The 23,667-nt window shown below is 67.0% G+C and carries 20 protein-coding genes; 15 read left to right on the forward strand and 5 right to left on the reverse strand.

Annotation, left to right across the window (positions count from 1 at the left end; all coding sequences use genetic code 11):
• The first annotated feature begins 43 nt into the window (after window positions 1–43).
• The 10 genes from trpC (at window position 44) to DI605_RS06260 (ending at window position 12,014) form a co-directional block, all read left to right on the forward strand.
• Window positions 44–832 carry an indole-3-glycerol phosphate synthase TrpC gene (gene trpC / locus DI605_RS06215; protein WP_293970667.1) on the forward strand — a complete coding sequence of 263 codons (789 nt, stop codon included), beginning with the start codon at window positions 44–46 and terminating at the stop codon, window positions 830–832.
• The gene (gene moaC, locus DI605_RS06220; RefSeq protein WP_293970670.1) at window positions 832–1,299 is read left to right on the forward strand and encodes a cyclic pyranopterin monophosphate synthase MoaC; all 468 of its coding nucleotides are present in this window, start codon (window positions 832–834) and stop codon (window positions 1,297–1,299) included. The genes trpC and moaC overlap by 1 nt, the downstream gene beginning before the upstream one ends.
• On the forward strand, window positions 1,299–2,483 hold the full coding sequence (glp, locus tag DI605_RS06225; RefSeq protein WP_293970673.1) for a gephyrin-like molybdotransferase Glp: 1,185 nt from the start codon (window positions 1,299–1,301) through the stop codon (window positions 2,481–2,483). Before moaC ends, glp begins: the two co-directional genes overlap by 1 nt.
• A 60-nt stretch (window positions 2,484–2,543) precedes the next feature.
• Window positions 2,544–3,236, forward strand: coding sequence for a transcriptional repressor LexA (lexA, locus tag DI605_RS06230; protein ID WP_293970676.1), 693 nt, complete (start codon window positions 2,544–2,546; stop codon window positions 3,234–3,236).
• 22 nt (window positions 3,237–3,258) lie between these two features.
• Window positions 3,259–3,600, forward strand: a complete 342-nt coding sequence (locus tag DI605_RS06235) for a VOC family protein (protein ID WP_293970680.1) — start codon at window positions 3,259–3,261, stop codon at window positions 3,598–3,600.
• 427 nt (window positions 3,601–4,027) lie between these two features.
• Complete coding sequence (locus DI605_RS06240) at window positions 4,028–4,423, forward strand: hypothetical protein (protein ID WP_293970682.1); 396 nt, start codon at window positions 4,028–4,030, stop codon at window positions 4,421–4,423.
• Window positions 4,420–5,676, forward strand: coding sequence for an efflux RND transporter periplasmic adaptor subunit (locus DI605_RS06245; RefSeq protein WP_293970685.1), 1,257 nt, complete (start codon window positions 4,420–4,422; stop codon window positions 5,674–5,676). Before DI605_RS06240 ends, DI605_RS06245 begins: the two co-directional genes overlap by 4 nt.
• 156 nt (window positions 5,677–5,832) lie before the next feature.
• Entirely contained in the window at window positions 5,833–9,006 is a 3,174-nt protein-coding gene (locus DI605_RS06250) for an efflux RND transporter permease subunit (protein ID WP_293970687.1), read from the forward strand.
• A 10-nt stretch (window positions 9,007–9,016) separates the two neighbouring features.
• Complete coding sequence (locus DI605_RS06255) at window positions 9,017–10,447, forward strand: efflux transporter outer membrane subunit (RefSeq protein ID WP_293970689.1); 1,431 nt, start codon at window positions 9,017–9,019, stop codon at window positions 10,445–10,447.
• Between the two features lie 166 nt (window positions 10,448–10,613).
• A complete protein-coding gene (locus DI605_RS06260) occupies window positions 10,614–12,014 on the forward strand; it encodes an amino acid permease (RefSeq protein ID WP_293970693.1) in 1,401 nt (466 codons plus the stop codon).
• A 50-nt stretch (window positions 12,015–12,064) separates the two neighbouring features.
• Here DI605_RS06260 and DI605_RS06265 read toward each other — a convergent pair whose 3' ends face one another.
• The 4 genes from DI605_RS06265 to DI605_RS06280 all read right to left on the reverse strand — a co-directional run bounded on the left by DI605_RS06265 (window position 12,065) and on the right by DI605_RS06280 (window position 17,838).
• Window positions 12,065–12,481 carry a hypothetical protein gene (locus DI605_RS06265; protein WP_293970696.1) on the reverse strand — a complete coding sequence of 139 codons (417 nt, stop codon included), beginning with the start codon at window positions 12,479–12,481 and terminating at the stop codon, window positions 12,065–12,067.
• A gap of 67 nt (window positions 12,482–12,548) precedes the next feature.
• Window positions 12,549–14,075 (reverse strand): adenosine deaminase, encoded by a 1,527-nt coding sequence (locus DI605_RS06270; RefSeq protein ID WP_293970698.1) that lies wholly within the window; start codon window positions 14,073–14,075, stop codon window positions 12,549–12,551.
• Window positions 14,072–15,211, reverse strand: a complete 1,140-nt coding sequence (locus tag DI605_RS06275; protein WP_293970701.1) for a purine nucleoside permease — start codon at window positions 15,209–15,211, stop codon at window positions 14,072–14,074. The genes DI605_RS06270 and DI605_RS06275 overlap by 4 nt, the downstream gene beginning before the upstream one ends.
• A gap of 86 nt (window positions 15,212–15,297) precedes the next feature.
• On the reverse strand, window positions 15,298–17,838 hold the full coding sequence (locus tag DI605_RS06280; protein ID WP_293970704.1) for a TonB-dependent siderophore receptor: 2,541 nt from the start codon (window positions 17,836–17,838) through the stop codon (window positions 15,298–15,300).
• A 320-nt stretch (window positions 17,839–18,158) separates the two neighbouring features.
• Between DI605_RS06280 and DI605_RS06285 the strand changes: the two genes are divergently transcribed.
• Window positions 18,159–19,094: a glutaminase gene (locus DI605_RS06285; protein WP_293970707.1), complete on the forward strand. Its 936-nt coding sequence runs from the start codon at window positions 18,159–18,161 to the stop codon at window positions 19,092–19,094.
• A 154-nt stretch (window positions 19,095–19,248) separates the two neighbouring features.
• On the forward strand, window positions 19,249–19,539 hold the full coding sequence (locus DI605_RS06290) for a hypothetical protein (protein WP_293970710.1): 291 nt from the start codon (window positions 19,249–19,251) through the stop codon (window positions 19,537–19,539).
• A 65-nt stretch (window positions 19,540–19,604) separates the two neighbouring features.
• On the opposite strand, the gene sthA is transcribed toward DI605_RS06290, so the two are convergent.
• Entirely contained in the window at window positions 19,605–21,041 is a 1,437-nt protein-coding gene (sthA, locus tag DI605_RS06295) for a Si-specific NAD(P)(+) transhydrogenase (RefSeq protein WP_293970713.1), read from the reverse strand.
• Window positions 21,042–21,144: 103 nt separating this feature from the next.
• On the opposite strand from sthA, the gene DI605_RS06300 reads away from it, so the two are divergent.
• The 3 genes from DI605_RS06300 to DI605_RS06310 all read left to right on the forward strand — a co-directional run bounded on the left by DI605_RS06300 (window position 21,145) and on the right by DI605_RS06310 (window position 23,652).
• The gene (locus tag DI605_RS06300; protein WP_293970716.1) at window positions 21,145–22,173 is read left to right on the forward strand and encodes an oxidoreductase; all 1,029 of its coding nucleotides are present in this window, start codon (window positions 21,145–21,147) and stop codon (window positions 22,171–22,173) included.
• Window positions 22,174–22,304: 131 nt separating this feature from the next.
• The gene (locus DI605_RS06305; protein ID WP_293970719.1) at window positions 22,305–22,865 is read left to right on the forward strand and encodes a DedA family protein; all 561 of its coding nucleotides are present in this window, start codon (window positions 22,305–22,307) and stop codon (window positions 22,863–22,865) included.
• Between the two features lie 97 nt (window positions 22,866–22,962).
• Window positions 22,963–23,652, forward strand: coding sequence for a MarC family protein (locus DI605_RS06310; RefSeq protein WP_293970724.1), 690 nt, complete (start codon window positions 22,963–22,965; stop codon window positions 23,650–23,652).
• Window positions 23,653–23,667: the final 15 nt, after the last annotated feature.

Below are 23,667 nucleotides of genomic sequence, written 5' to 3' on the forward strand. Positions count from 1 at the left end.
CCGGCCCTTATCGGCCGGCGCATTTCGTGCGAGAGGGGCGGCCATGAGCAACCGCCTGACCGCCATTCTCGAAACCAAGCAGGCCCATGTCGCCGCGCGGAAGGCGGCGGTGGGGCTTGCCGAGCTCGAGGCGCAGGCCGCGCGCCAATCCCCGCCGCGCGGCTTTCGCGCCGCTTTGGAGGCGAAGGCGCGCGATGGCTTTGGCCTGATCGCCGAGATCAAGCGCGCCTCGCCCTCCAAAGGGCTGATCCGCGAGGATTTCGATCCGCCGGCCCATGCCCGCGCCTATGAGGCGGGCGGCGCGGCCTGCCTTTCCGTGCTGACCGACACGCCCTATTTTCAGGGATCGGACGATTTCCTCGTCGCCGCGCGCGCGGCCTGCGCGCTGCCCTGCCTGCGCAAGGATTTCATGATCGATCCCTGGCAGGTGCTGGAGGCGCGCGCGCTGGGCGCGGACGCGATCCTCATCATCGTGGCGGCGCTGGAGGATGCGCGGATGCGGGAGATCGAGGCGACCGCGCTGGGCCTGGACATGGACGTTCTGGTCGAAGTGCATGACGAGGCGGAGATGGAGCGCGCGCTCGCGCTCACGTCGCGCCTGATCGGCGTGAACAATCGCGACCTCAGGGATTTCTCGGTCGATTTCGCGCGGACCTACGAACTGGTGGGCCGTGCGCCCGAAGGCTGCACCTTCGTGGCCGAAAGCGGGCTTTCCAGCAGCGATGATCTGGCGACGATGGCCGAACATGGCGTGCGCTGCTTTCTGGTTGGCGAAAGCCTGATGCGTCAGGCCGATGTGGAGGCGGCGACGCGGGCGCTGCTGGCGGCGTGATGGGCCGGCTCACGCATCTCGATGCGGCGGGCGCCGCGCATATGGTGGATGTCTCGGCCAAGGCATCCACGAAGCGCGAGGCGATCGCCGCCGGGCGCATCGCCATGTCAGCGGATGCGCTGGCCGCGATCCGCGACGGCGCGCTCGCCAAGGGAGATGCGCTGGCGGTGGCGCGGGTGGCGGGCATCATGGCGGCCAAGCGCACGCCCGATCTGATCCCCCTTTGCCACCCGATCGCGATCAGCAAGGTTTCGATCGATCTCGCCATCGAGGCGGACGGCATCGCCTGCACGGCGACCGTGGCCACGACCGGGCCGACCGGCGTGGAGATGGAGGCGCTCACCGCCGTCTCCGCCGCGCTGCTGACGCTCTACGACATGGCCAAGGCGATCGATCGGGGGATGCGGATCGAGGGGATCGGCCTGCTCGCCAAATCGGGTGGCCGCTCCGGCGACTGGCGCGCCTGATGGCGATGCTTTCGGTGGAGGAGGCACAGACGCGCCTGTTCGCGCTGGCCGAGCCCCTGCCCGTGGAAACGATCCCGCTGGCGGATGCCGCCGGGCGCTGGGCCGCCGCCGACGTGATCGCCCGGCGACACCAGCCCGCCGCCGATCTTTCCGCAATGGATGGTTATGCGATCCGCTACGCCGACTTGCCCGGGCCGTGGACCGTTGTGGGCGAAAGCGCGGCCGGGGGCAGCCTCAATCGCGCGATCGGCGCCCGCGAGGCGGCGCGCATCTTCACCGGCGCGCCCCTGCCCGAGGGCGCGGATACCGTGCTGATCCAGGAGAATGCCGCGCGCGACGGCGATCGCCTCGTGCTGACCAGCGATGCCCCCAGACGGATCGGCCACCATGTGCGCCCGCTCGGCTCCGATTTCGCGACGGGCGCGACGCTGATCGAGGCAGGCGCCCCGCTCAATCCGGCGCGCATCGCGCTCGCCGCGATCGGCGGGCATGGGCGCCTGCCGGTGCACGCCCGCCCGCGCGTGGCGATCCTTTCCACCGGCAACGAACTGGTCGAACCCGGCACCCCCACCGAAGGCGCGATGCTGCCGGCATCCAATACGCCGATGCTGGCCGCCCTGATCGGCCGCACGGCGCAGGTGCTGGACGGCGGGATCGTGCGCGACGATCTCGACGCGCTCGCGGCCGCCCTGCGCGATGCGGCGGCGGCATCCGACATCCTCGTCACCACCGGGGGCGCCTCGGTGGGGGATCATGATCTCGTGCGGCCCGCGCTCGCACGGGCGGGTGCCGAGCTGGATTTCTGGAAGGTGGCGCTGCGGCCGGGCAAGCCGATCATGGCCGGGCGGCTTGGGCGAACCCTGGTGCTGGGCCTTCCGGGCAATCCCGTCTCCGCGTTCGTCACCGCCATGCTGTTTCTGGCGCCGCTGGTGGCGCGCATGGGCGGCGCGGCCGATCCGCTGCCGCGCGCCCGCTCGCTTCCCCTCGCCAATGCGCTCGCCGAGAATGGGCCGCGCGCCCATTATCTGCGCGCGACGATCCGCGACGGCGCGCTCGATACGCTGCCCGATCAGGACAGCGCCCTGCTGGCAGCGCTGGCCTCCGCCGATGCGCTGGTGATCCGCCCCGCCCACGCGCCCGCCGCATCCGCGGGGGATATGGCGATGTTCCTGCCGCTGGCTTGACAGCGCGGGGATCGTTTCCTACACGTTCCTTGTTCGTTCCTTCGGACCAGGAATAAAGCGATGCTCACCGCCAAACAACATGAGCTGCTGTGCTTCATCAATGATCGCCTGAACGAAACGGGCGTCTCGCCCTCGTTCGAGGAGATGAAGGAAGCGCTGGATCTCAAGTCCAAGTCCGGCGTGCATCGGCTGATCTCGGCGCTGGAGGAAAGAAGCTTCATCCGCCGCCTGCCCAATCGCGCGCGCGCGCTGGAAATCGTGAAGCTGCCCGATGCGGTGAAGGCCCGTGTCACGGCATCGGCCCAGCCCGCGCCGGCCGCGAAGCCCGCCGCCAGCGGCAAGGCGTCAGCAGCTGTGCCCTCCGCCGCAAACGACGTGCTGGAAATTCCGCTCCACGGCCGCATCGCCGCCGGCCTGCCGATCGAGGCGCTGGAAAGCCAAAGCATGCTCTCCGTTCCCGCTGCGCTGCTCGGCCCCGGCGAGCATTATGCGCTGGAGGTCTCCGGGGATTCGATGGTGGAGGCCGGCATTCTCGACGGCGATTATGCGCTCGTCCGCAAGGCCGATACGGCGCGCGATGGCGAGATCGTGGTGGCTCTGGTGGACGAGAGCGAGGCCACGCTGAAATTCTTCCGCCGCGAGGGATCGATGGTGCGGCTGGATCCGGCCAATCGCGCCTATGATCCGCAACGTTACAAGCCGAACCAGATCCGTATCCAGGGGAAGCTTGCGGGCCTGCTCCGCCGTTACTGATACGCTGACGGAGAATGGCGCGATGACGCGGGGACGGATCGACTTCATCGAATTGCCCTGTGGCGACGTCGCCGAGATGCAGGGTTTCTATGCGGCCGTGTTCGGATGGGAATTCGAACAGTTCGGGCCGACCTATGCCTGCACCATATCCGGCGATGTCGATATCGGCTTCCAGGCGGATCCGCCCGAGCAGACGGTGGCCGCCCTGCCCGTGATCCAGGTGCCCGATCTGGAAGAGGCGCTGGCTTCCGTCGAGGCGGTGGGCGGCACGGTCACCCGGCCCATCTTCTCCTTTCCGGGCGGGCGGCGTTTCCATTTCCGCGATCCGGCCGGCAACGAGCTTGCGGCGCACAAACCGGACTGAACTGCCGCATTCGAAGACCGTCGCGGATCGCAATGATCGGGTGGACGGGGTTCATTCGTGGCGGAGACGACCCGGAATTTCAAGCCTTTGTGCAGCGCAACGAGAATTCTGCCGATGACCGCTTGGCAAAAAGATACTCAGCGGTATAAAAGTCGTTGACGGAATCGCACGGCGCTTTATATACCGCTTGGTACGAAACGCTGATGATCCGACTCGCCGGTCGGGCCTTCGGCCTCGACGAGGAGCCGACCTCATGAAGATGCTCGCTCTCTAAATAACGGCCGGCGTTCGCGCCTGCAGATCAATCATCGCAACCCCACGGTGGCTTAGCCGTGGGCGTGGGATTTTTCGCGTCCGTCTCGATCGGCGCGGGCACTGGCGGTGCCTGCGACAGGAGGCGTGCGCCCAAGGAACAAGGGGACCGTCAATGGCCTATATGGATCTTTCCCAGGCATTTGCCGGCGGCGCCGCACTGGCGACCGCGCAACCTGCCGCCGAGACACCGTCGACCGGCTTTTCGGGCATCGAATGGACGGTGATCGGGCTGGCTGCGAAGGACAGTCTCGCCAGCCTGGGCGAACCGGGGCGCCTTTCGCGCGCGCTGGGCGGCCTGTTCGGGCTCGGCGCTTCCTCGAAGCTGGCCGACCCCCGGCTGGAGGCGCTTCGACAGACCGCCGTGCAGGCCTGGCATCACGGCTATCTGCTGCCCGCATCGGAGATCGGCCGCTTCATCGCCGCCGGCTTCAGCCTCGATCAGTTCGAAACGCTGCTCGCAAGCATTTCCCGGCGCCGCCAGACGCGCCGCAAGAGGATCACCGCATGAACATGGTAACCCGCATCGCGAGCCCGGACACGGACGCGACCGAAGCGCCACAGGGCGCGCGACTGCTGCGCAACGGCTCGATCGGCCTCGCGGCCGTGGCCGTCGCCTTCGGTGGCTACAGCCTGCTCCACCGTTCGGGCGACGCCACCGCGGCCCCGCCCCCGCCGATCGTGAGCGTCGCCTCACCGCTCACGCGCGACGTGAGCCAGTGGGACGATTATGTTGGCCGCTTCGCCCCCAGCCGCACGGTGGAGATGCGCCCGCGCGTTTCCGGCGAGGTGACGGGCGTGCATTTCAGGGACGGCGACATCGTCCGCGCCGGCCAGTTGCTCTTCACCATCGATACGCGCCCGTTCGCGGCAGCGCTGGCCGAGGCGCGCGCCAACCAGGCGAGCGCGGCCAGCACGCTGGCTCTCGCACGGGCCGATCTCGGCCGCGTCAACCGGTTGGCCGGCGACGAGGCCGTCTCGGCCGGCGAGATCGATGCGATCAAGGCACGCGTGCAGGCGGCCGAGGCGGGCCTTGCCGCCGCCGCCGCGCGGGTGCGCGCCCGATCGCTGGATCTGGAATTCACGCAGGTGCGTGCGCCGATTTCCGGCCGCATTTCGGATCGCCGGGTCGATGCCGGCAATCTGGTGGCTGGCGGCGACAATGGCGGCGGCACCCTGCTGACCACGATCAACGCGCTCGATCCCATCTATTTCTCGTTCGAGGGATCGGAGGCGCTGTTCCTGAAGGCGCAGCGTGATCGCAAGGCCGGCGCCGCCCAGCCGGTGGAAATCCAGTTGCAGGACGAGACCGGCTATCGCTGGAAAGGCAGGCTGGATTTCACGGACAATCGCCTCGATCCGCGATCGGGCACGATCCGCGGCCGCGCCGTGATCGCCAATCCGGACTATTTCCTCACCCCCGGCCTGTTCGGCAACATGCGGCTGGGCAGTGGCGGCACGGTGAAGGCGCTGCTGGTGCCCGATGCCGCGATCCAGACCGATCAGGCGCGCAAGATCCTGCTGGTGGTGGACGGTGCCGGCGCGGTTTCGGCCAAGCCGGTGACGCTCGGCCCCGTTATTGACGGGCTGCGCATCATCCGATCCGGCCTCGACGCGAAGGATCGTGTCGTGATCTCCGGCACGCAGGTGGCGATACCGGGCGCGAAGGTGACGCCGCAGCCAGGCAGGATCACGCCCGAGCAGGCGACGGCGCTGAGCGCCGCGAGCCCGCCGGCCGCCGCCGAGGCGACCTTCGCGCGCTGAACTGACGCCCGATCATATGCCCCGTTCGTCCTGAGCGAAGTCGAAGGAACCGCCACAAGGCGAGACGCCTGAAGCCGGTGTTTCGGCCGCGCTCGGCACGAACGGATCGAATGCGCAGCAGCCCGTTTGGCTGCTCCTCCATTGCGGAGACACATCATGCGCTTCTCGCGCTTCTTCATCACGCGGCCGATCTTCGCCGCGGTGATCGCGGTCATCATCACGATCGTCGGCGCGATCGCCTATTTCGCGCTGCCCATCTCGCAATATCCGGACATCGTGCCGCCGACCGTGACGGTCACGGCGCAATATCCGGGCGCGTCGGCCGAAACCGTCGCGGAGACGGTGGCGACGCCGATCGAGCAGGAAATCAACGGCGTCGACAACATGCTCTATCAGTCGAGCCAGTCGACGGCCGACGGCAAGCTGACGATCACGGTGACGTTCAAGATCGGCACGAATCTGGATGCCGCGCAGGTGCTCGTCCAGAATCGCGTCGCCATCGCCGTGCCGCGCCTGCCCGAGGAGGTGCAGCGCCTGGGCGTCGTCACCAAGAAGACCTCGCCGGACTTCCTGATGGTCGTCAATCTGGTGTCGCCCGATGACAGCCTCGATCGTGGCTACATCTCCAACTATGCCCTGTCGCAGGTGCGCGACCGCCTCGCCCGCATCGATGGCGTGGGCGACGTGCAGCTGTTCGGCAGCCGCGATTATTCCATGCGCGTCTGGATCGATCCGGGCCGCGCCGCGGCACTCGATCTGACGGCGGGTGAGATCGTGGCCGCGCTGCGCGCGCAGAATGTGCAGGTCGCCGCCGGCACGCTCGGCCAGCCCCCTTATGCCCAGAAGAGCGCCTTCCAGCTCAACGTGGAGACGCAGGGTCGCCTGACCGATCCCAAGCAATTCGCCGACGTGGTGATCCGCACCGATCCGGACGGCCGCCAGGTGCGCGTGAGCGATGTCGCCCGCGTGGAACTGGGCGCGCAGGATTATGGCAGCAACACCTACCTTTCCGGCAAGCCGACCGTGATCGTCGCCGTCTTCCAGCGGCCGGGATCGAACGCGCTGGCCGCCGCGCAGGGCGTCTCCGCCGCGATGGAGGAGATGAAGGGCAGGTTCCCCAAGGGCCTCGCCTACAGCGTCATCTACAATCCCACCGAATTCATCGCGGAATCGATCGATGCGGTGAAGCATACGCTGATCGAGGCGATGGTGCTCGTCGTGCTCGTCATCCTGGTATTCCTCCAGAAATGGCGCGCGGCGATCATCCCGATCGTGGCCATTCCCGTCTCGCTGATCGGCACGTTCACGATGCTCGCGGCGGTGGGCTATTCGCTGAACAACCTTTCGCTGTTCGGCCTGGTGCTGGCGATCGGCATCGTCGTGGATGACGCGATCGTGGTGGTCGAGAATGTGGAGCGCAATCTGGAGCGGGGGCTTTCCCCGCTGGAGGCGGCGCGCACCTCGATGGACGAGGTTTCGGCCGCGCTCGTCGCGATCGTGCTGGTGCTGTGCGCGGTGTTCATCCCCACGCTCTTCCTCAGCGGGCTTTCGGGCGCTTTCTATCGCCAGTTCGCCGTGACGATCTCGACCGCGACGATCATCTCGCTGATCCTGTCGCTCACCCTCTCGCCCGCGCTGGCCGCGATCCTGCTGCGCCGGCATGACCGGCACGAGGATGGCCCGCGCTGGCAGCGGCTGCTGGCGAATGCCGGCGATCGCTTCAATCGCGGCTTCGAGCACCTGAGCGAGGCCTATGGCCGGCTGACCCTGGCCTTCGTCACCAAGCCGAAGCGCGTGATGGCCGCCTATGGCGGGCTGATCGCGGCGACGGTGGCGATCTTCTATGCGACGCCGGTGGGCTTCATCCCCGCGCAGGATCAGGGCTATTTCCTCACGGTCATCCAGTTGCCGCCCGGCTCCTCGATCGATCGCACCGATGCGGTGATGAAGAAGGTGGCCGCGCGCATCCTGCCGCTGAAGGGCGTGAAGGGTTCGGTGATGCTGGCGGGCTTTGACGGCCCTTCGCAGACGCTGGCGCCCAATTCGGCCGCCGCCTACGTGCCGCTCCTCTCGTTCGACGAGCGCAAGAAGCTGGGCGTGACGCTGGGCAGCATCATGGCCGAGGCGCAGAAGGCGACCGCCGACATCAACGAGGCCCGCCTGCTGATCGTGCCGCCGCCGCTCATCCAGGGCATCGGCTCGGCCGGCGGCTATCGCATGATGGTGCAGGATCAGGGCAGTCACGGCTATGCCGATCTCGGCAAGGTCAGCTTCGGCCTGATCGGCGAGGCCAACCAGACCAGGGGCCTGCAACAGATCTACACTTTCTACGATCCCACCGTGCCGCGCATCTTCGCGGATATCGATCGGGCCAAGGCGGATATGCTGGGCGTGCCGCCGGAGCGCGTGTTCGAAGCGCTGCAAGTGTATCTCGGCTCGTCCTTCGTGAACGACTTCAACCTGCTTGGCCGCACCTATCATGTGACCGCACAGGCCGATGCCCGCTTCCGCAACACGACGGCGGATATCGCGAACCTGAAGACGCGATCGAACCTGGGCGGGATGGTGCCGATCGGATCGATCGCCACCTTCATCGACAAGGCCGGCCCCTATCGCGTGACGCGCTACAACCTCTTCCCATCGGTGGAAGTGGATGGCGATACCGCGCCGGGCTTCTCCTCCGGCCAGTCGCTCGACACGATGGACAGGCTGGCCGACGCGAAGCTGGGCACCGGCTATGGCCACGAATGGACGGGCATCGCCTATCAGCAGAAGCTGGCGGGCAGTTCCTCGGCCATCGTGTTCGGCATGGCGGTGGTGTTCGTCTTCCTCGTGCTGGCGGCGCAATATGAGAGCCTGACACTGCCGCTCTCGATCGTGCTGATCGTGCCGATGTGCCTGCTCGCGGCGATGGCCGGCGTGAACCTGCGCGGCATGGACAATAATGTCCTCACCCAGATCGGGCTGGTCGTGCTGATCGCGCTGGCCGCGAAGAACGCCATCCTCGTGGTGGAATTCGCCAAGCAGGCGGAAGAGCAGGATGGCCTCTCGCCCGTGGAAGCGGCGGTGCGCGCGGCGCGCGATCGCCTGCGCCCGATCCTGATGACGAGCTTCGCCTTCATCCTCGGCGCGGTGCCGCTGGTGATCGCCAAGGGCGCGGGATCGGAATTGCGGCAGGCGTTGGGAACGGCGGTGTTCTTCGGAATGATCGGCGTCACCGGCTTCGGCCTGCTCTTCACCCCCACCTTCTACGTCGTCTGCCGCGCGCTGGCCGATCGCTTCGCGCGGAAGACGCCGGAGGCCCCGCTGCACCTGCAGCCGGCCGAATAGGACAAGAGACATGAAAGCCCTTTCCCTTCTCGCCCCCATATCGCTGCTGGCGCTCGCCGCCTGCGCGGCCGGCCCGGATTATGTGCCGCCGGTGGCCAGCGCGAGCCATCACGCCCCCCTGATCGCATCCGGCGCGCCGGTGACGGATGCGGAAACGCCGGATCGCTGGTGGCAGCTTTATCAGGATCCGGTGCTGGATCGGCTGATTGCGGATGCGCTGGCGGCGAACACCGATCTGCGCGTGGCCGTGGCCCGGCTGGACAAGGCCCGCGCCGGCCTGCGCGAGGCGCGCAACGATCTGCTCCCGCAGACGAGCCTCAGCGCCCAGCCGCAATATGGCCGCTTCTCCAGCAATCGCCGCCCGATCGGTGCCGATCGGGAGGACTGGAATGTCAGCCTGGGCCTGAACGTGGCCTATGAACTGGATCTTTCGGGCCGGGTGCGGCGCGAGATCGAGGCGGCGCGCGGCGATGTGGGTGCTGCGGCGGCGGACGCGCAGGCGGTGCGCATCGCGATCGTGGCCGATGTGACGAGCGCCTATGTCGAGGCAGCGGCGACCGCGCAGCAGCAGGCCGTGGCCGAGCGGGTGCTGGGCCTGCTCGACAAGTCCCTGGAGGTGACCGACAAGCGCTTTCAGGCGGGCCGGGCCGAGCGGCTGGACGTGGCCCGCCTCGCCGCGCTGCGCGATCAACGCCGCGCCGAGATACCCCCGCTGATCGCGCAGCGGCAGGCCGCGCTCTTCCGGCTGGCGACGCTGACCGGCCGCACGCCCGATCAGCTTCCCGCAGATGCCTCCACGCGCACCACACCGCCGCAGATCGCCCAGCCGATCCCCATCGGCGACGGCGGCGCCCTCCTCGCCCGCCGGCCCGACGTGCGCGCGGCCGAGCGGCGGCTGGCGGCGGATACGGCGCGGATCGGCATCGCCACATCCGAACTCTATCCCCGCATCTCGCTCGGCGGATCGGTGACCTCCAACGGCAACGGCTTTTCGAATATCTTCGGCGCCGGCCCGTTCGGCTGGCTGCTGGGGCCGCTCATCAGCTGGACCTTCCCCAACCAGGAAGGCGCCCGCGCGCGCATCGCCGGTGCCAAGGCCGACACCCAGGCTTCGCTCGCCAGCTTCGACGGTACGGTGCTGCGCGCGATCCAGGAAACGGACACGGCGCTTTCCAACTATGCCCGGCTGATCGATCGCCGCCGCGCACTGGCGAGCGCCCGCGACGAGGCGGCGACGGCGGTGAAGATCACGCGCGCGCGCCAGCGCGAGGGCGTGGTCGATTTCCTCGCCGTGCTGGACGGCGAACGCACCTATGCCGACACGGAGGCCGCGCTGGCCCAGGCCGATGCGGCACTGGCGCTCGCGCAGGTGGATCTGTTCAAAGCGCTGGGTGGCGGTTGGCAGACCCCGGACGCGCCAGTCAACGTGGCGATGCGCTGACCCTCTCCATCCCCTCGCTCCGGGCCTGTGGCGAGCCCCGCGATGCAGCGGGGCCGGCATCGTCGTCGGCCATACGGTTGGTTGCCGCGGCACGTCCGGCATGGCGGGCGGGAAACGGTAGCCAACCGCACGGCCAGGTTTATGCTGCGTTCCAAAGGAGTGCCGCATGGCGAACTGGAACCGGCGCAAGGCGATCATACCCGAGGGCGGGCATGCGGCCGAACACAGGCTGGCCCGCACGTTGAGCTGGCCGCACCTGATCGCGCTCGGCGTGGGCGCGATCGTGGGCACGGGCATCCTCACGCTGATCGGCGTGGGCGCGGACAAGGCCGGCCCGGCCGTGATCCTGTCCTTCGCGATCGCGGGCGCGATCTGCGCCTGCGCGGCCCTGGCCTATGCCGAAATGGCCACGATGATCCCCGCCTCCGGCAGCGCCTATACCTACAGCTATGTGGTGATCGGCGAACTGGTGGCGTGGGTAATCGGGTGGAGCCTGATCCTCGAATATAGCCTCGTCGTGAGCGCGGTGGCGGTCGGCTGGTCGGGCTATGCCGCGCCGCTGCTGAAGGCCGGGCTCGGCATTCCGATGAGCCTGATGCAGGGCCCGGAACTGGGCGGCCTCATCAATCTGCCCGCCATCTTCATCATCGCCGTGGTGGCAGGGCTCCTGATCTTCGGCACGCGCGAGAGCGCCACGCTCAACGCCGTTCTCGTGCTGGTGAAGATCGTGGCGCTCGCCGTGTTCGTGGCGGTGGCGCTCCCGCATTTCAACGCCGCGCACATGGAGCCCTTCGCGCCTTTCGGCTTCGCCAAATCAACCGGGCCGGATGGCGTGGAGCGCGGCGTGATGGCCGCCGCCGCCATCATCTTCTTCGCTTTCTACGGCTTCGATGCGATCGCCACCGCCGCCGAGGAAGCGAAGAAGCCGGAGCGAGACCTGCCGATCGGCATCGTGGGATCGATGATCGTCTGCGTGCTGATCTATGTGGGCGTGGCGGGCGCGGCGGTGGGCGCGATCCCTTTCACCGGATTCGCCAAAAGCCCCGAGCCGCTGGCACTGATCCTGCGTGAGCTGGGCAGCCCGAAGGCCGCCACCTTCCTCGCCGCATCGGCCGTGATCGCGCTGCCGACGGTGATCCTCGCCTTTTTCTACGGCCAGTCGCGCATCTTCTTCGTGATGGCGCGCGATCGGCTGCTGCCCTCGTCGCTGGCAAAGGTTTCTAGGCGGGGCACGCCCGTGCGCATCACGCTCTTCACCGCCGTGATCGTGGGCGCGATCGCCGGCCTCTTCCCGCTCGACGAGATTGCGGCGCTCGCCAATGCCGGGACGCTCGCCGCCTTCGTCGCGGTGTGCGTCTGCATGCTCGTCATGCGCCGCCGCGCGCCGGATGCACCGCGCAAGTTCCGCACGCCGGCGGCGTGGTTCGTGGGCGGCTTCGGCGTGCTCGGCTGCCTCTATCTGTTCCTGAGCCTGCCGACCAAGACCGAAATCTACTTCTTGATCTGGAATGCGATCGGCCTTGGCATCTACGCGCTCACGGCAGGGCGGAGGGCCGCCACGCCCTGATTCCGATGTGCCCTCTTATCGCAGCCTTATGCCCGGACGGGGCAGCGGGTTCAGCCCTTCTTGGCCTTCGTATAGGGCACGAATTCGCCGAGGCCGACGAAGCCGCGCGGGAAGCGGCTGGTACGATCGACCAGGCGAACCTGATCGAGGCTGCACAGCTGCGAGCCCCAGATACGCGTGACCAATATGTCGTCGCTGTCCAGCTGGTCCGCGCCGACGCGGGGGCGATTGACGTAGATGGTCCGTCCGGTCGACTGATAGACGACGGCCGTGCCATCGATCACCTGGCTCGACTGGCTGTTCATGGCGCTGATGCAGCTGACCGGCTTGCCGGCGACGCGGCCTTCCAGAAGCTTTGCCAGTGCCGCCTCGCCCTTGGCATTGATCGGCGTCGCCTTGGGCGGCCTGGCCGACGCGCCACCCGCGATCAGGGCGGCGGCGAGCATGAACGAAAATGCGGTGCGCATGATCCTGTCCTTGCAATATCGATGGCGCCCTGATGCGCGCGCCTGCCTGAACCGGCGCTGAGCCGGTTCAGAATCGCGCCGTGACGATCCCGCTTTCGAAGCGCTGGAATTGCCGTTCCAGCGCGCGCTGCATCCGCGCCTTCGGGCTGCCGGAGGCCAGCGCATCGCAGGCGGGCGCATCCAGATCGGCGCAGGCCGGCACCACCGCGCGCCCCGCGCCCTCCCGCCACAGGCTCGCGCCGGGGAGGAACGAATAGGTGAGGCTATCCCGCGCCACCGATTTGAGCGCGCCATAATCCAGCCGATGCTCGACTGCGGCGCGCACATATTGTTCGGTCATGTCCGTGCGCAGCACACCTTCATCATCGGTGGAAAGCGCGACGGGCACGCCGGCGGCCCGATAGAGGGACAAAGGATGCGCGCCGCCGCGAAGGCCGAGTATCTCGTCATTGCTGACGAGATTGATTTCCACCGCCACCCGATCGCGCGCCATGCGGGCGAGCGTGGCGATCGAATCCACCTCGTGCGCGATATCGCTGCCATGGCCGATCCGCTCCGCCCCCGCGATCGCCACGGCCTGCCCGACATGATCGGCAAGCGCCCCCGGTGGCACGAGCCCGGCCGCCAGCTCGCCCGCATGCAGCGTGCGGTGCACGCCCGGATAGAGCGGCGCGAGGAACCCAATCATCCGCATCGTGAGCGCATAATTTTCCAGCGAGGCGGGATCATCCTCGGGCGCGACGAGATTGATCGCGACGAAGCGGGGATCGGCCGCCGCCATCGCGAAGATCAGCACCAGTTCGCGAAACAATTGCGCGGGCGGCAGCACGCGTGCGCCATAGGCGATGTAGCGCGTCTCGATCGCGCAGGCGGCGGCATCGGCGGCCGCTCCGCAGTGGAGCGCGGCGCGCGCATCGGCCTCCGCGCCATCCACTTCGGCGCGTGCCTTCGCCAGCAGCGCCGGGAGCATCGGCTTCATGCGCGCATGGGCGGCCGCCATATCCTCCGCCCGCCACGCCGGATCGCGCGTCTCGCCCGCGAAACGATCCACCGAGGGCGGATTGAAGATGAGTTCCAGATAGGAGACGCGATCGGCGGCGGCCATACGGCGCACGGCGACCAGGCTCTCGCCCGACACCACGTCCGAAAAATCGCCGAACCGCCCGAAGCTGCCGAACATCGCATCATGGCCGGACATGTCGTTCGCGCCCACCCCGGCCAGATGGCCACGCATCGAGAGCGCATCGATCATGCGCTGGTAGAGTGCGCCATCGCGACTGGAGAGGCCCGCCGCCGGAACGCGCGCCACCCCGACACAGGGAGGCGGCACGAGAGCGGAGGTCGCCGTCGCGATGCACCAGCCACGCTCGCCCGCCCACCGCAGATAATCCTCCGCATAAGGCGCGCCGGACAGGTGGTTGTGGAGATCGCCGCCCTTGGGCATCGCCTTCAGGAAAACGCGCAGACGGGCCGGATCGCCCACGATGCTGTCGAACAGGCGCGCGGTGCGCTCCTCGCCGTCCGCGGCCCGGGCGGCCGTGCCCGGCAGCAGGAGCAGCAATGCCGCCGCCCACGCGAAAAGCCGCCCCGTCATTGCTCCGGCGCGGAGGGGATATGGTCGCGATAGAGATCCCAGTGATCGACTATCTCGTGCACCACGGGCGCGCCCACCCGATAATTGGCCTCATAGGCGACGCGCTGGCCCGGCCCCTCATCCCCCACGCTTTCCACAGCGGAGTGGCCGGGCGGTGGCATCGTCTGGTTGCTGGCCGTGCGCAACACCATCACGCGATCGAGATCGACGAGGCCGGCCTTCGCCGCCACGTTCATCGCGCCGGCCATGGACTGGCTTTCCATGTTGGACATGGCGAACACGCCCCTGCCGCCGGTCCAGAGCTTCACCCAGTCCTCGGCCCATTTCAGTCGGCCGGGACCATGCCAGTAGCGCACCGAACCCAGCGTCTCGCCCATCAGCACGAAGGGCGGCCTCTGCGCATTGGGATAACCTTTCCAGAGCGCGCGCTGCTTCCGAAGCGCGGGCGTATCGGGAATCGCGATGTCCTTCGTGCGCGCATAGGCCCAGCGGGCGAGGCCCTGGTTGAGCGGCTGCACCATCGAGAGCTTGCCCGTATCGGTATAGCCCGCGAAGCTCTTCGGATCGGCGGGCAGCGCGTTCGGCCTGTCCGCGCCGATCGCGAAGAGGCCGTAGGGCCAATCCTTCGCCACCTCGCGATCGTCGAACTCGCGCAGCGTATCGCCCTGCACCACCCAGCGCGCCCAGGCCGCGCTGCCGACCGGGGCGAGATTCGGATCGCCGCCGGAAATGCCCGTGAACAGCCAGTAGGTCCTGCTGAAATCGAAGCGCGGATCCAGCAGCAGGGCCGACAATTGCTCGCCCACGCCGCTCACCATCGTGCCAGCATCGCCCCAGACGATGCCATAGACGCCGCCTGCATTGCGGCGGAGCGGGTGGAGCACGCCGCGAACCACTATCTCCTCGTCCAGATGTTCGCGTTCGGCCCAGAGCTGAAACTCGCCGGGCTCGTCGCCCATATCCTTGCCGGGCTCGAAATTGGCGACGACGACGATCTTCGGCGCGATACGTCCCTGCACTACCGGCATCGGCGGCACGGGGGGCTCGGCCGCGTGGATCGGGGAAAATGCAAAGCCCGTGGCGAGCGCGGCGGCCCCAAGGGCGAAAACCCGACCCGCCGCCCGCATCGCCTTCATCGTCCGCTCCCACCCGACGACGCCCTTCCCGGGCAAACGCCGACAAGAAAGGGCGCCCGCATCGCGCGGGCGCCCTTCCGACGCTATCAGAACTTGTACTTCACCGTCGCCTGGAAGCTGCGCGGAACTTCGGGCTTCACGTTCTGCGAGCCATAAAGCTCGACGAAATTGGCGCGGAAGTAACGTTCGTTGAGCGCATTCTTCACGTTGAGCTGGAACAGCCAGTGATCGGTGCCATAGGACACGCCGAGATCGACGAGCGTATAGGCCGGCAGCCGCACCGTATGCGGATAATCGGCCCAGACCGCCGGCACGTGGCTGGCGCTGGCGGTGAGCGCGATGCCGTTGTCGAACGAATAGCTGGCGGTGCCCGAATAGAGATTGCGCGGAATGCCGGGGCGCTCCGCCATGCTCTTGTCAGTCAGCGTCACGAGGCCGCTCGGCGCGCCGCCCAGAATGAGCGCGGGATTGATGCCGAACGACTTGAGATAATCCGCGCCATAATAATAGAAGAAGGCGCCGCCACCGTTGAGGAAGGCGAGGTTCACGACCTTCGTGTGCGTATAGGCGCCCGTGACGAGCAGGTGCCGGTCCACCGCCCAGCGCACTTCGCCCTCGATGCCGGTGGTGCGGATCGCCTGGTTCACCGTGAGCGACTGGATCGAATAATCGGTGCGCGTCTGCTTGTAGAAGGAGAGCGCGGCATAGAGGCGATTATCCAGCCAGCTGCCCTTCAGGCCGCCTTCGTACAGCTTCGACGAGGTGACCCAGGTATTGCCGTACACGTTGGACGGATCCACCTCGGCGCCCTGCCCGGTGATGATCACCGACTGCTTCGAAATCGTGCCATAGGGCGTGAAGCCGAAGGGCAGCTTGTAATTGGCGCTGGCGGACCAGGACCAGGCCCCCTGCGTATCCGTCTGCGTATTATAGCCGCGCGCCAGATCGGCGGCGGTGGTGAGCGCCGGATTGATGTTCACCGAAAACTGGTTCGGATCCATCTTCGAAAGCACAGCCGTCGATTTGACGTGGAGATTGTCGTAACGGGCCCCCAGCGTGATATCGAGGCCGAAGGCGAAATCCAGATCGGCCAGCGCGCTCAGCGCCGCATCGGTATAGTGGCCCTTGAAATAGCTGGAATAGCTGGAGTCCGTCTGCGTGGAGAGCAGGCGGATCGATTGCGGATCATAGCCCTGCGTCAGATCGACGCGCGCGAAATATTCATAGCCGAAATCGTCGCCATGCTTGAATTTCGTGTAGCGGATGGACGGCGACACCTGGATCGAGAATTTGCCAAGCTCGTTGGTGAACTTCTTCGAGATGGTCGTCTTGTTCTCGATCACATAGGAATTGGCGAACTGGGAGAAGCCATAGGCATTCTCGTTATCGTTATCATAACCGTCGTAGAAGGACTGGTTCTTGATTTCGAGATCGTTGCCGCCATCCCAGATGAAATCGGCATAGGCCGTCGTGCCGACATTGTTGAGGAAATCGTCCGTTCCGGTCAGCGTCTTGCGGCGGCTGAGCTTTGCCGTGCCCACATTGGTCAGCCCCAGTTGCGGATAGACGGTGGTGAGGCAGCTGTTCGTCAGGCTGCTCGCGAAGGGATTGGAAAAGGGAACGGTGGTGCACAGCGCCGATCCGAACGTGCCTAGGCCACCCACCGCATTGATCTCGCTCTGCGAAATCTTGCCGTCGCGATTGGTATCCAGCGGCTTGGCGCTGCCGGTGATGTAGGTGCCGTTGTCGATCAGATCCTGCGTGACGCGGTTCCAACCGCCATTCTGGGTACCACGATAATTATCGTACATTCCGCCGAACTCGAAGCGCAGCGAGCTGGAAAGATCGGTATCGAAAGAGGCCTGCAGCAGCGTCTGATGGGTGAAGATATTGTCGTAATAGCTGTCGGAATCGGTCAGTTCGCCATAGAGGCTATAGCCGAATTCCTGGCCGCCGATCTTGCCCGGCCCCACGATATTGCCGGACAGGATATTCCCGTTCCAGCTGCTGCGCGTGTAGGAAAGCTCCGCCTTCGGCTCGGAAAGATAGCTGCCGTTCGCCGCGCGGCCGGATTTCGGCACGAAGTTCACATAGCCGCCGGTCTTGGCCGGACCCATGAGCGGCGAGGCGGGGCCGCGCACGATATCGATCCGGTCGGCAGCGCCGATCGGCGTGGGATAATTGCCCGGATTGTCGAGACGGCGGATGCCGCGGAAATAGGTTTCGCCCGGCGTACCGCGAATATCGAGCGAACCGCCCACACCGAAGAAGGAATTGGTGAAGGTGCCGGGCGCCTGTGCGACGAGATCGTAAATGCTCGTGACGCCGAAACGCTCAATCTGCTCCTTGGAGACAGTAGAGGCCGAGCGCGGCGTTTCGACCAGCGTTTTGTCGAAGCCGAAGACGGTGCCGACATCCTTGATCGGAAGCGCGTTGAGCGAGCCGCTGATCACGATTTCGTCGGAGCCCTTCTCCGATGCATCGGATGTACTGGACTGGGCGAAAGCCGATCCGGTGATCGCGGTACAGGCGAGAAGCCCCGCCGTCATCGCCAGCAGAGGCCTGCGGAGCGATTTATGCTGCGCCGCCGCAGCAACCGCGACGAGATCCGAACGCACGTTTCCCATTATCTTTGCCCCCTTCACTGACGACAGACGCGCGCAAATCCCCCGCGCACCGGCAATCACTTTATTCAGCGCCCGATCTTCGGGTCATCTGACTTGTTGCAGCGCGGCAAGGTAATGCTGCTGTTGCGAAACTGTAAAGAAAAACTTGTCGCTTTTTTGGGGCGCCTGATCGCCACGGCAATATCGGTGCAAAAATGGCACATGCGGGCCACGCCGCCCGCATTTGCCCTCGCTTCACGGCGCCAATCGCCGCATCGTGGCCCCGCCGCGTGCCCGCGCCAGACGCGCGCACCGGAGAACGACGGGAAACGGAGCGGAGCGTGAGCGAAATCGGGGCGATCGTCCGCGACATTGCCGGGGAGATGGCGACGATCACGGATCGGGGCCGCGTCGCCAATTATATCCCGCCGCTGGCGGAGGTGGATCCCGCGCGCTTCGGCATGGCCGTGATCGAGGCGGACGGCGCCTGCCACCTTGCCGGGGACGCGGAGGAAGCCTTCTCGATCCAGAGCGTGTCCAAGGTATTCGCGCTCACGCTGGCGCTGGGCAAGGCGGGCGATGCGCTGTGGCGGCGCGTGGGCCGCGAGCCTTCGGGCAGCGCGTTCAACTCGATCGTCCAGCTGGAAACCGAAGGCGGCATCCCGCGCAATCCCTTCATCAATGCCGGCGCGATCGTGGTTTCCGACATGATCCTCGCCGGGCACCGCCCGCGCGAGGCCGTGGGCGAGATATTGCGCTTCACGCGCGCCCTGGCGGGCGAGGACGCGATCTTCGTGGACGAACGCGTCGCGCAGGCGGAGCAGGAGACCGGCTTCCGCAATGCGGCGCTCGCCAATTACATGCGCGCCTTCGGCAATCTCCATCATCCCGTGGAGCTGACGCTGGGCGTGTATTTCCACCAGTGCGCGATCGCGATGAGCTGCCGCCAGCTGGCGCTCGCCGGCCGCTATCTGATGCTGGGCGGACGCAACCCGGCAACGGGGCGATCGGTGGTGTCGGCCGCGCGCGCGCGGCGCATCAACGCGCTGATGCTGATGTGCGGCCATTATGACGGATCGGGCGAGTTCGCCTATCGCGTGGGCCTGGCCGGCAAATCGGGGGTGGGCGGCGGCATCCTCGCCATAGCGCCGGGCCGCGCCTCCATCGCTGTCTGGTCCCCGGGCCTCAACGAACGCGGCAACAGCCAGATCGGCGCGCTCGCGCTGGAGCGGCTGGTGCAGCGCACCGGCTGGTCGGTGTTCGAGCCGGGGCGGTAGAAGCCCGGTTCAGCGCGTTATGCGTCTTCCCACTCGCTCCGCTCCCCCTCGCATCGATGACGAGGACGCCAGCCGCCCCTGAGATGACGAGCATGATGCAGCGGCGTCTATCGCCCCAGTTGCGGACCTAGAGCAAGCCAGACATAAATCGTGGATGGGTATCGCGAACATCCTGGCCGCCGCCGTGGGGTCGCTTTGGGCGTTAATCCTGCTCGTCGGATGGGGTCTGTATCGCGGAGTTATCGACCAGCATGTGGTGGGATACCCTACGACTGAGCAGTTTCACTATTATGTGGTGAAACCTCTTGTCGTTCTCGGCATATTGCTGCTCGGGACCGTCGTTGCGAACCGAGTGAAGCACGGCGCCATACCCTTGGCCGCAATCGCCATATGCGCAGCGCTATATATGATGCCGCACATGATGCTGTTCACTGGCGGCATGTAGCTTCGCTGGTCCCACAACCGCTTCCCACCAAAAGCAGCCGCTCCGCTCTCTCCGCCCCGACGCCCTCAGCCCGCGCCCGCAACCGGCGCGGGAATGCCGCCGCCCGCCACCGTCGCCTGAAGCTTGTTCCACGCATCGAGGCTGGCGATCTTGTAGGCTTCCGCGAGCGTTGGATAATTGAAGGTATTCTGGATGAAATAGTCGATCGTGCCTTTGAGGTTCAGCACGGCCTGACCGATATGGATCAGTTCCGTCGCGCCCTCCCCGATGATGTGCACGCCCAGCAGCCGGCGGGTCTTGATCGAGAAGAGCATCTTCATCATGCCGCTTTCCAGCCCCATGATGTGCCCGCGTGATGTTTCGCGGAAGCGGGCGATGCCCGTTTCATAGGCGATGCCGCGCCGCTGCACTTCTTCCTCGCTCATCCCCACCACCGAAATTTCCGGCACCGAATAGATGCCGTAGGGGAAGAATTCGGGCGGCGGCGGCGGCTCATGCCCGAAGGCGTGCAGCGCGGCGAGCCGGCCCTGTTCCATCGATGTGGAGGCAAGGCTGGGAAAGCCGATCACGTCGCCCGTGGCATAGATATGCGGCTGGCCCGTCTGCATCGTGCGGGAATCGACGGTGAGGCGCCCGCGATGATCGGCCGAAAGGCCCGCCGCCTCCAGATTCAGCCGGTCCACCGCGCCGACGCGGCCGGCCGCGAACAGCAGCATATCGCTCACCACGCAGCGGCCATTATCGAGCCGGCATTGCGTGCGCCCGTTCGCGACGGAGATCTCCTTGACCGCCGCACCAAGCCTGAGGCCGACATTGCGATCGCGCAGCTCGTGGACGAATTCCTCCATCAATTCCTTGTCGATGAAATCGAGGAAGGACTGGCGCGGCTCGACGAGCGTGACGGCAACGTCCAGCGCGGAGAAGATCGTCGCATATTCCACGCCGATCACGCCCGCGCCGATCACGGTGAGGCTGCGCGGCAGCTGGGTGATGTCGAGTATCTCGTCCCCGTCCAGCACATCCCGGCCGTCAAAGGGCACATAATCGGGGCGGAAGGGGCGCGTGCCGCAGGCGAGCAGCACGAAATCGGCCTCCGCGCGGCGGCATTCGCCATCCTCGCCCACGATCTCGATCGCATGCGGATCGATGAAGCGCGCGGTGCCGTGCGCCCATTGCACGCCGTTGCGGTGGAACTGGTGCTCCAGCACCTCCACCTCATGCTCCAGCGTCTTGTGGAGCCGGCCCATCAGATCGCCGACCGAAATATCCTGCTTCACGCGATAGGAGCGGCCGTAAAAGCCGCGCTCGCGCCAGCCGGAAAGATTGAGCACCGTTTCCCGGATCGTCTTGGAAGGGATGGTGCCCGTATGCACGGAGACGCCGCCGACGCGCCGCCCCTTTTCCACCACGAGCACCGATTTGCCGAGCTTGGCCGCCTGCACCGCGCCGCGCCGGCCGGAAGGGCCGCTGCCGATGACGACGAGATCATAGCGTTTCTGCATAAAATGGGGCCTCCGGGCTCCGGCCATCTCCGCGATTTTGCCGTGGCCTGTCCAGAGCGCTATCGGGTGATGCGGGGATCGGGACAGGATGGAACAGGGGACGATGCAGCGACAGATCGGCGTGGGCCTGATCGGATATGGCCTGGCGGGCCGCGCCTTCCATGCGCCTTATGTGGCGGCCACGCCGGGCATGGCGCTGCGCGCCATCGTCTCGCGCGATGCCGCGAAGGTGCGGGCCGATCTGCCGGATATCGCGGTGGCGCCCGATGTGGCGGCACTGCTGGACCGGGACGATATCGATCTCGTCATCGTCGCCAGCCCCGATGAGCTGCATGCCGAACATGCGCTGGCGGCGCTCGCATCGGGCCGCCATGTCCTGATCGACAAGCCTTTCGCCACCACGCTGGCCGATGCGCGCCGCATCGCCGCCGAGGGGGAGGCGCGAGGCCGGATCGTCACCGTCTTCCACAATCGCCGCTGGGACGCCGATTTCCGGACGCTCCGGCGCCTGATCGCGGAGGGCGAACTGGGCGAGATCGTCGAGATGGAAAGCCGCTTCGATCGCTTCCGTCCCCGCCCGGCGGACAGCTGGAAGGAAGCGCGCGCCGCCGGCCCGTGGCAGGATCTGGGGCCGCACCTGATCGATCAGGCGATCCTCCTGTTCGGCCGGCCGCTGGCGGTGACCGCCGATCTGGCGACGCTGCGCGCGGGCGGGCCGGGGGTGGATTATGCCCAGGCGGTGCTGCGCTATGCCGATCGGCGCGTGCACCTCCATGCCAGCAAGCTCGTCGCCTCGCACGGCCTGCGCTTCGTCGTGCACGGCACGCGCGGCAGCTGGATCAAATATGGCACCGACGTTCAGGAGGCGAAGACGGTGGCGGGGCAGGCGCCGGCGGGCGAGGATTGGGGGATCGATCCGGGGCCGGGCCTGATGACCCGGCCGGAGGACGGTCCGGATCCCACGATCATTGCCAACGAGCCGGGCGACTATCGCCTGTTCTGGCGCGCGCTGGCGGCCGCGATCCGGGGCGAGGGCGACAATCCCGTCCCCGCCTCCGCCGGCATCGCCGTGCTGGAGGTGATGGAGGCCGGCCTGCGCAGCGCGGCGGAGCGGCGCGAGATCCTGCTGTAGCGCCGCCGGCCATCCGGCCGCGCTTCGATCCCTCCATCCCCCGATGGCAGGATCGATTTCGCCGGGCCTCTTGGCGCCGCACCCCGGCTCCGCCACAAGCATGGCCATGCACCACGACATGATCCCGCGCCTTGGCGATTGAGGCCCTCGTCGCCCGTTACGGGCTGCTCGCCATCCTCGCGGGCGCCGGGATCGAGGGGGAGGCCGTGGTCGTCACCGGCGGCATCCTCGCGCAGAAGGGGCTGCTGCCGATCTGGGGCGTCTGCGCGGCGGCCGCGGTCGGCTCCTGCCTGGTCGATCAATTGTGGTTCTGGCTGGCGCGCCGGTTTCGCGACCATCGCTGGGTGAGGCGCGTCACCCGGCGCCCCGCCTTCGCCCGCGCGCTCGGCTGGCTGGAGCGCTATCCGACGAGCTTCATCCTCGCCTTCCGCTTCATCTACGGGCTGCGCACCGTAAGCCCCGTGGCGATCGGAACATCCGCCATCCCCTCGCGCAAGTTCGTGCTGCTCAACATTCTGGCGGCCTGCCTGTGGGCGCCGGCCGTCGCCTGGGCGGGCTTCGCCTTCGGCAGCGCGGTCGGCCCGTGGCTGCACGACATCAAATCGATCGCATTGTTCGGGCTGGCGCTGGTGATTGCGGTGCCGCTGCTGTTCCTGCTGGTCCGCGCGGCGCGGAAAGCGATGGCCGGCTAGATCCAAAACCCCACTGGCGCGGCGGGGCGCGGCCGCGTAACCCCTGTCGCGAAAGGATTTCCGCGGAAAGCCTGCCCCCGATCGAGACAGGAGCCCCATGGATCTGAGCCCGCTGCCCGTGGAAAGCGCGATCGGCGCCTTCCTGCTGGCCTTTCCGGCGCTCTTCTCGATCGTCAATCCGATCGGCGCGGCCCTGATCTTCAACGAGGTGATGGAGGGCCGATCCATCGCCGAACGCCACCGCATGGCCGCGCGGATCGGGCTCTATTCCACAATCGTGCTGCTCGTCTCGCTCTGGCTGGGCAGCTATGTGCTGAATTTCTTCGGCGTGAGCCTGGAGGCCCTGCGCATCGCCGGCGGCCTTGTCGTCGCGATCCGCGCCTGGGCGCTGCTGATGCAGCCGGGTACACACGAGGAAAGAAAGGCGAGCGCGGCCGCCCCGGCGCACGATTCCGGGGAGGATGTGGCCTTCTTCCCGCTTACCATGCCCTTCACCACCGGCCCCGGCACGATCGCGGTGGCGATCGCCCTTTCCTCCCAGCGCCCGTCGAGCGGGATCGGGACGCTTTCGTTCTTCGGCGGGATGAGCCTGGCGGCGATCACCATCTCGCTGATGATCTGGCTTTGCTATCGTTCCGCCGGCAGCGTGGTGGCCCTGCTCGGCCCGTCCGGCGCGCGCGTCTTTTCCCGGCTGGTGGCCTTCCTGCTGCTGTGCGTTGGCGTGCAGATCATCGTGACCGGCATGATCGGCGTGGCGCATCTGATGCTGGCCCACGGCGGACGCTAGGAGCGGATCGGGCGC

Source organism: Sphingomonas sp., from assembly GCF_003248515.1.
Classification (GTDB): domain Bacteria; phylum Pseudomonadota; class Alphaproteobacteria; order Sphingomonadales; family Sphingomonadaceae; genus Sphingomonas_I.

What these genes read in the sequence shown, in the direction of transcription:
- trpC (WP_293970667.1), top strand. Translation starts at nt 44, where the DNA reads ATGAGCAACCGCCTGACCGCCATTCTCGAAACCAAGCAGGCCCATGTC.
- moaC (WP_293970670.1), top strand. Translation starts at nt 832, where the DNA reads ATGGGCCGGCTCACGCATCTCGATGCGGCGGGCGCCGCGCATATGGTG.
- glp (WP_293970673.1), top strand. Translation starts at nt 1,299, where the DNA reads ATGGCGATGCTTTCGGTGGAGGAGGCACAGACGCGCCTGTTCGCGCTG.
- lexA (WP_293970676.1), top strand. Translation starts at nt 2,544, where the DNA reads ATGCTCACCGCCAAACAACATGAGCTGCTGTGCTTCATCAATGATCGC.
- DI605_RS06235 (WP_293970680.1), top strand. Translation starts at nt 3,259, where the DNA reads ATGACGCGGGGACGGATCGACTTCATCGAATTGCCCTGTGGCGACGTC.
- DI605_RS06240 (WP_293970682.1), top strand. Translation starts at nt 4,028, where the DNA reads ATGGCCTATATGGATCTTTCCCAGGCATTTGCCGGCGGCGCCGCACTG.
- DI605_RS06245 (WP_293970685.1), top strand. Translation starts at nt 4,420, where the DNA reads ATGAACATGGTAACCCGCATCGCGAGCCCGGACACGGACGCGACCGAA.
- DI605_RS06250 (WP_293970687.1), top strand. Translation starts at nt 5,833, where the DNA reads ATGCGCTTCTCGCGCTTCTTCATCACGCGGCCGATCTTCGCCGCGGTG.
- DI605_RS06255 (WP_293970689.1), top strand. Translation starts at nt 9,017, where the DNA reads ATGAAAGCCCTTTCCCTTCTCGCCCCCATATCGCTGCTGGCGCTCGCC.
- DI605_RS06260 (WP_293970693.1), top strand. Translation starts at nt 10,614, where the DNA reads ATGGCGAACTGGAACCGGCGCAAGGCGATCATACCCGAGGGCGGGCAT.
- DI605_RS06265 (WP_293970696.1), bottom strand. Translation starts at nt 12,481, where the DNA reads ATGCGCACCGCATTTTCGTTCATGCTCGCCGCCGCCCTGATCGCGGGT.
- DI605_RS06270 (WP_293970698.1), bottom strand. Translation starts at nt 14,075, where the DNA reads ATGACGGGGCGGCTTTTCGCGTGGGCGGCGGCATTGCTGCTCCTGCTG.
- DI605_RS06275 (WP_293970701.1), bottom strand. Translation starts at nt 15,211, where the DNA reads ATGAAGGCGATGCGGGCGGCGGGTCGGGTTTTCGCCCTTGGGGCCGCC.
- DI605_RS06280 (WP_293970704.1), bottom strand. Translation starts at nt 17,838, where the DNA reads ATGGGAAACGTGCGTTCGGATCTCGTCGCGGTTGCTGCGGCGGCGCAG.
- DI605_RS06290 (WP_293970710.1), top strand. Translation starts at nt 19,249, where the DNA reads ATGGGTATCGCGAACATCCTGGCCGCCGCCGTGGGGTCGCTTTGGGCG.
- sthA (WP_293970713.1), bottom strand. Translation starts at nt 21,041, where the DNA reads ATGCAGAAACGCTATGATCTCGTCGTCATCGGCAGCGGCCCTTCCGGC.
- DI605_RS06300 (WP_293970716.1), top strand. Translation starts at nt 21,145, where the DNA reads ATGCAGCGACAGATCGGCGTGGGCCTGATCGGATATGGCCTGGCGGGC.
- DI605_RS06310 (WP_293970724.1), top strand. Translation starts at nt 22,963, where the DNA reads ATGGATCTGAGCCCGCTGCCCGTGGAAAGCGCGATCGGCGCCTTCCTG.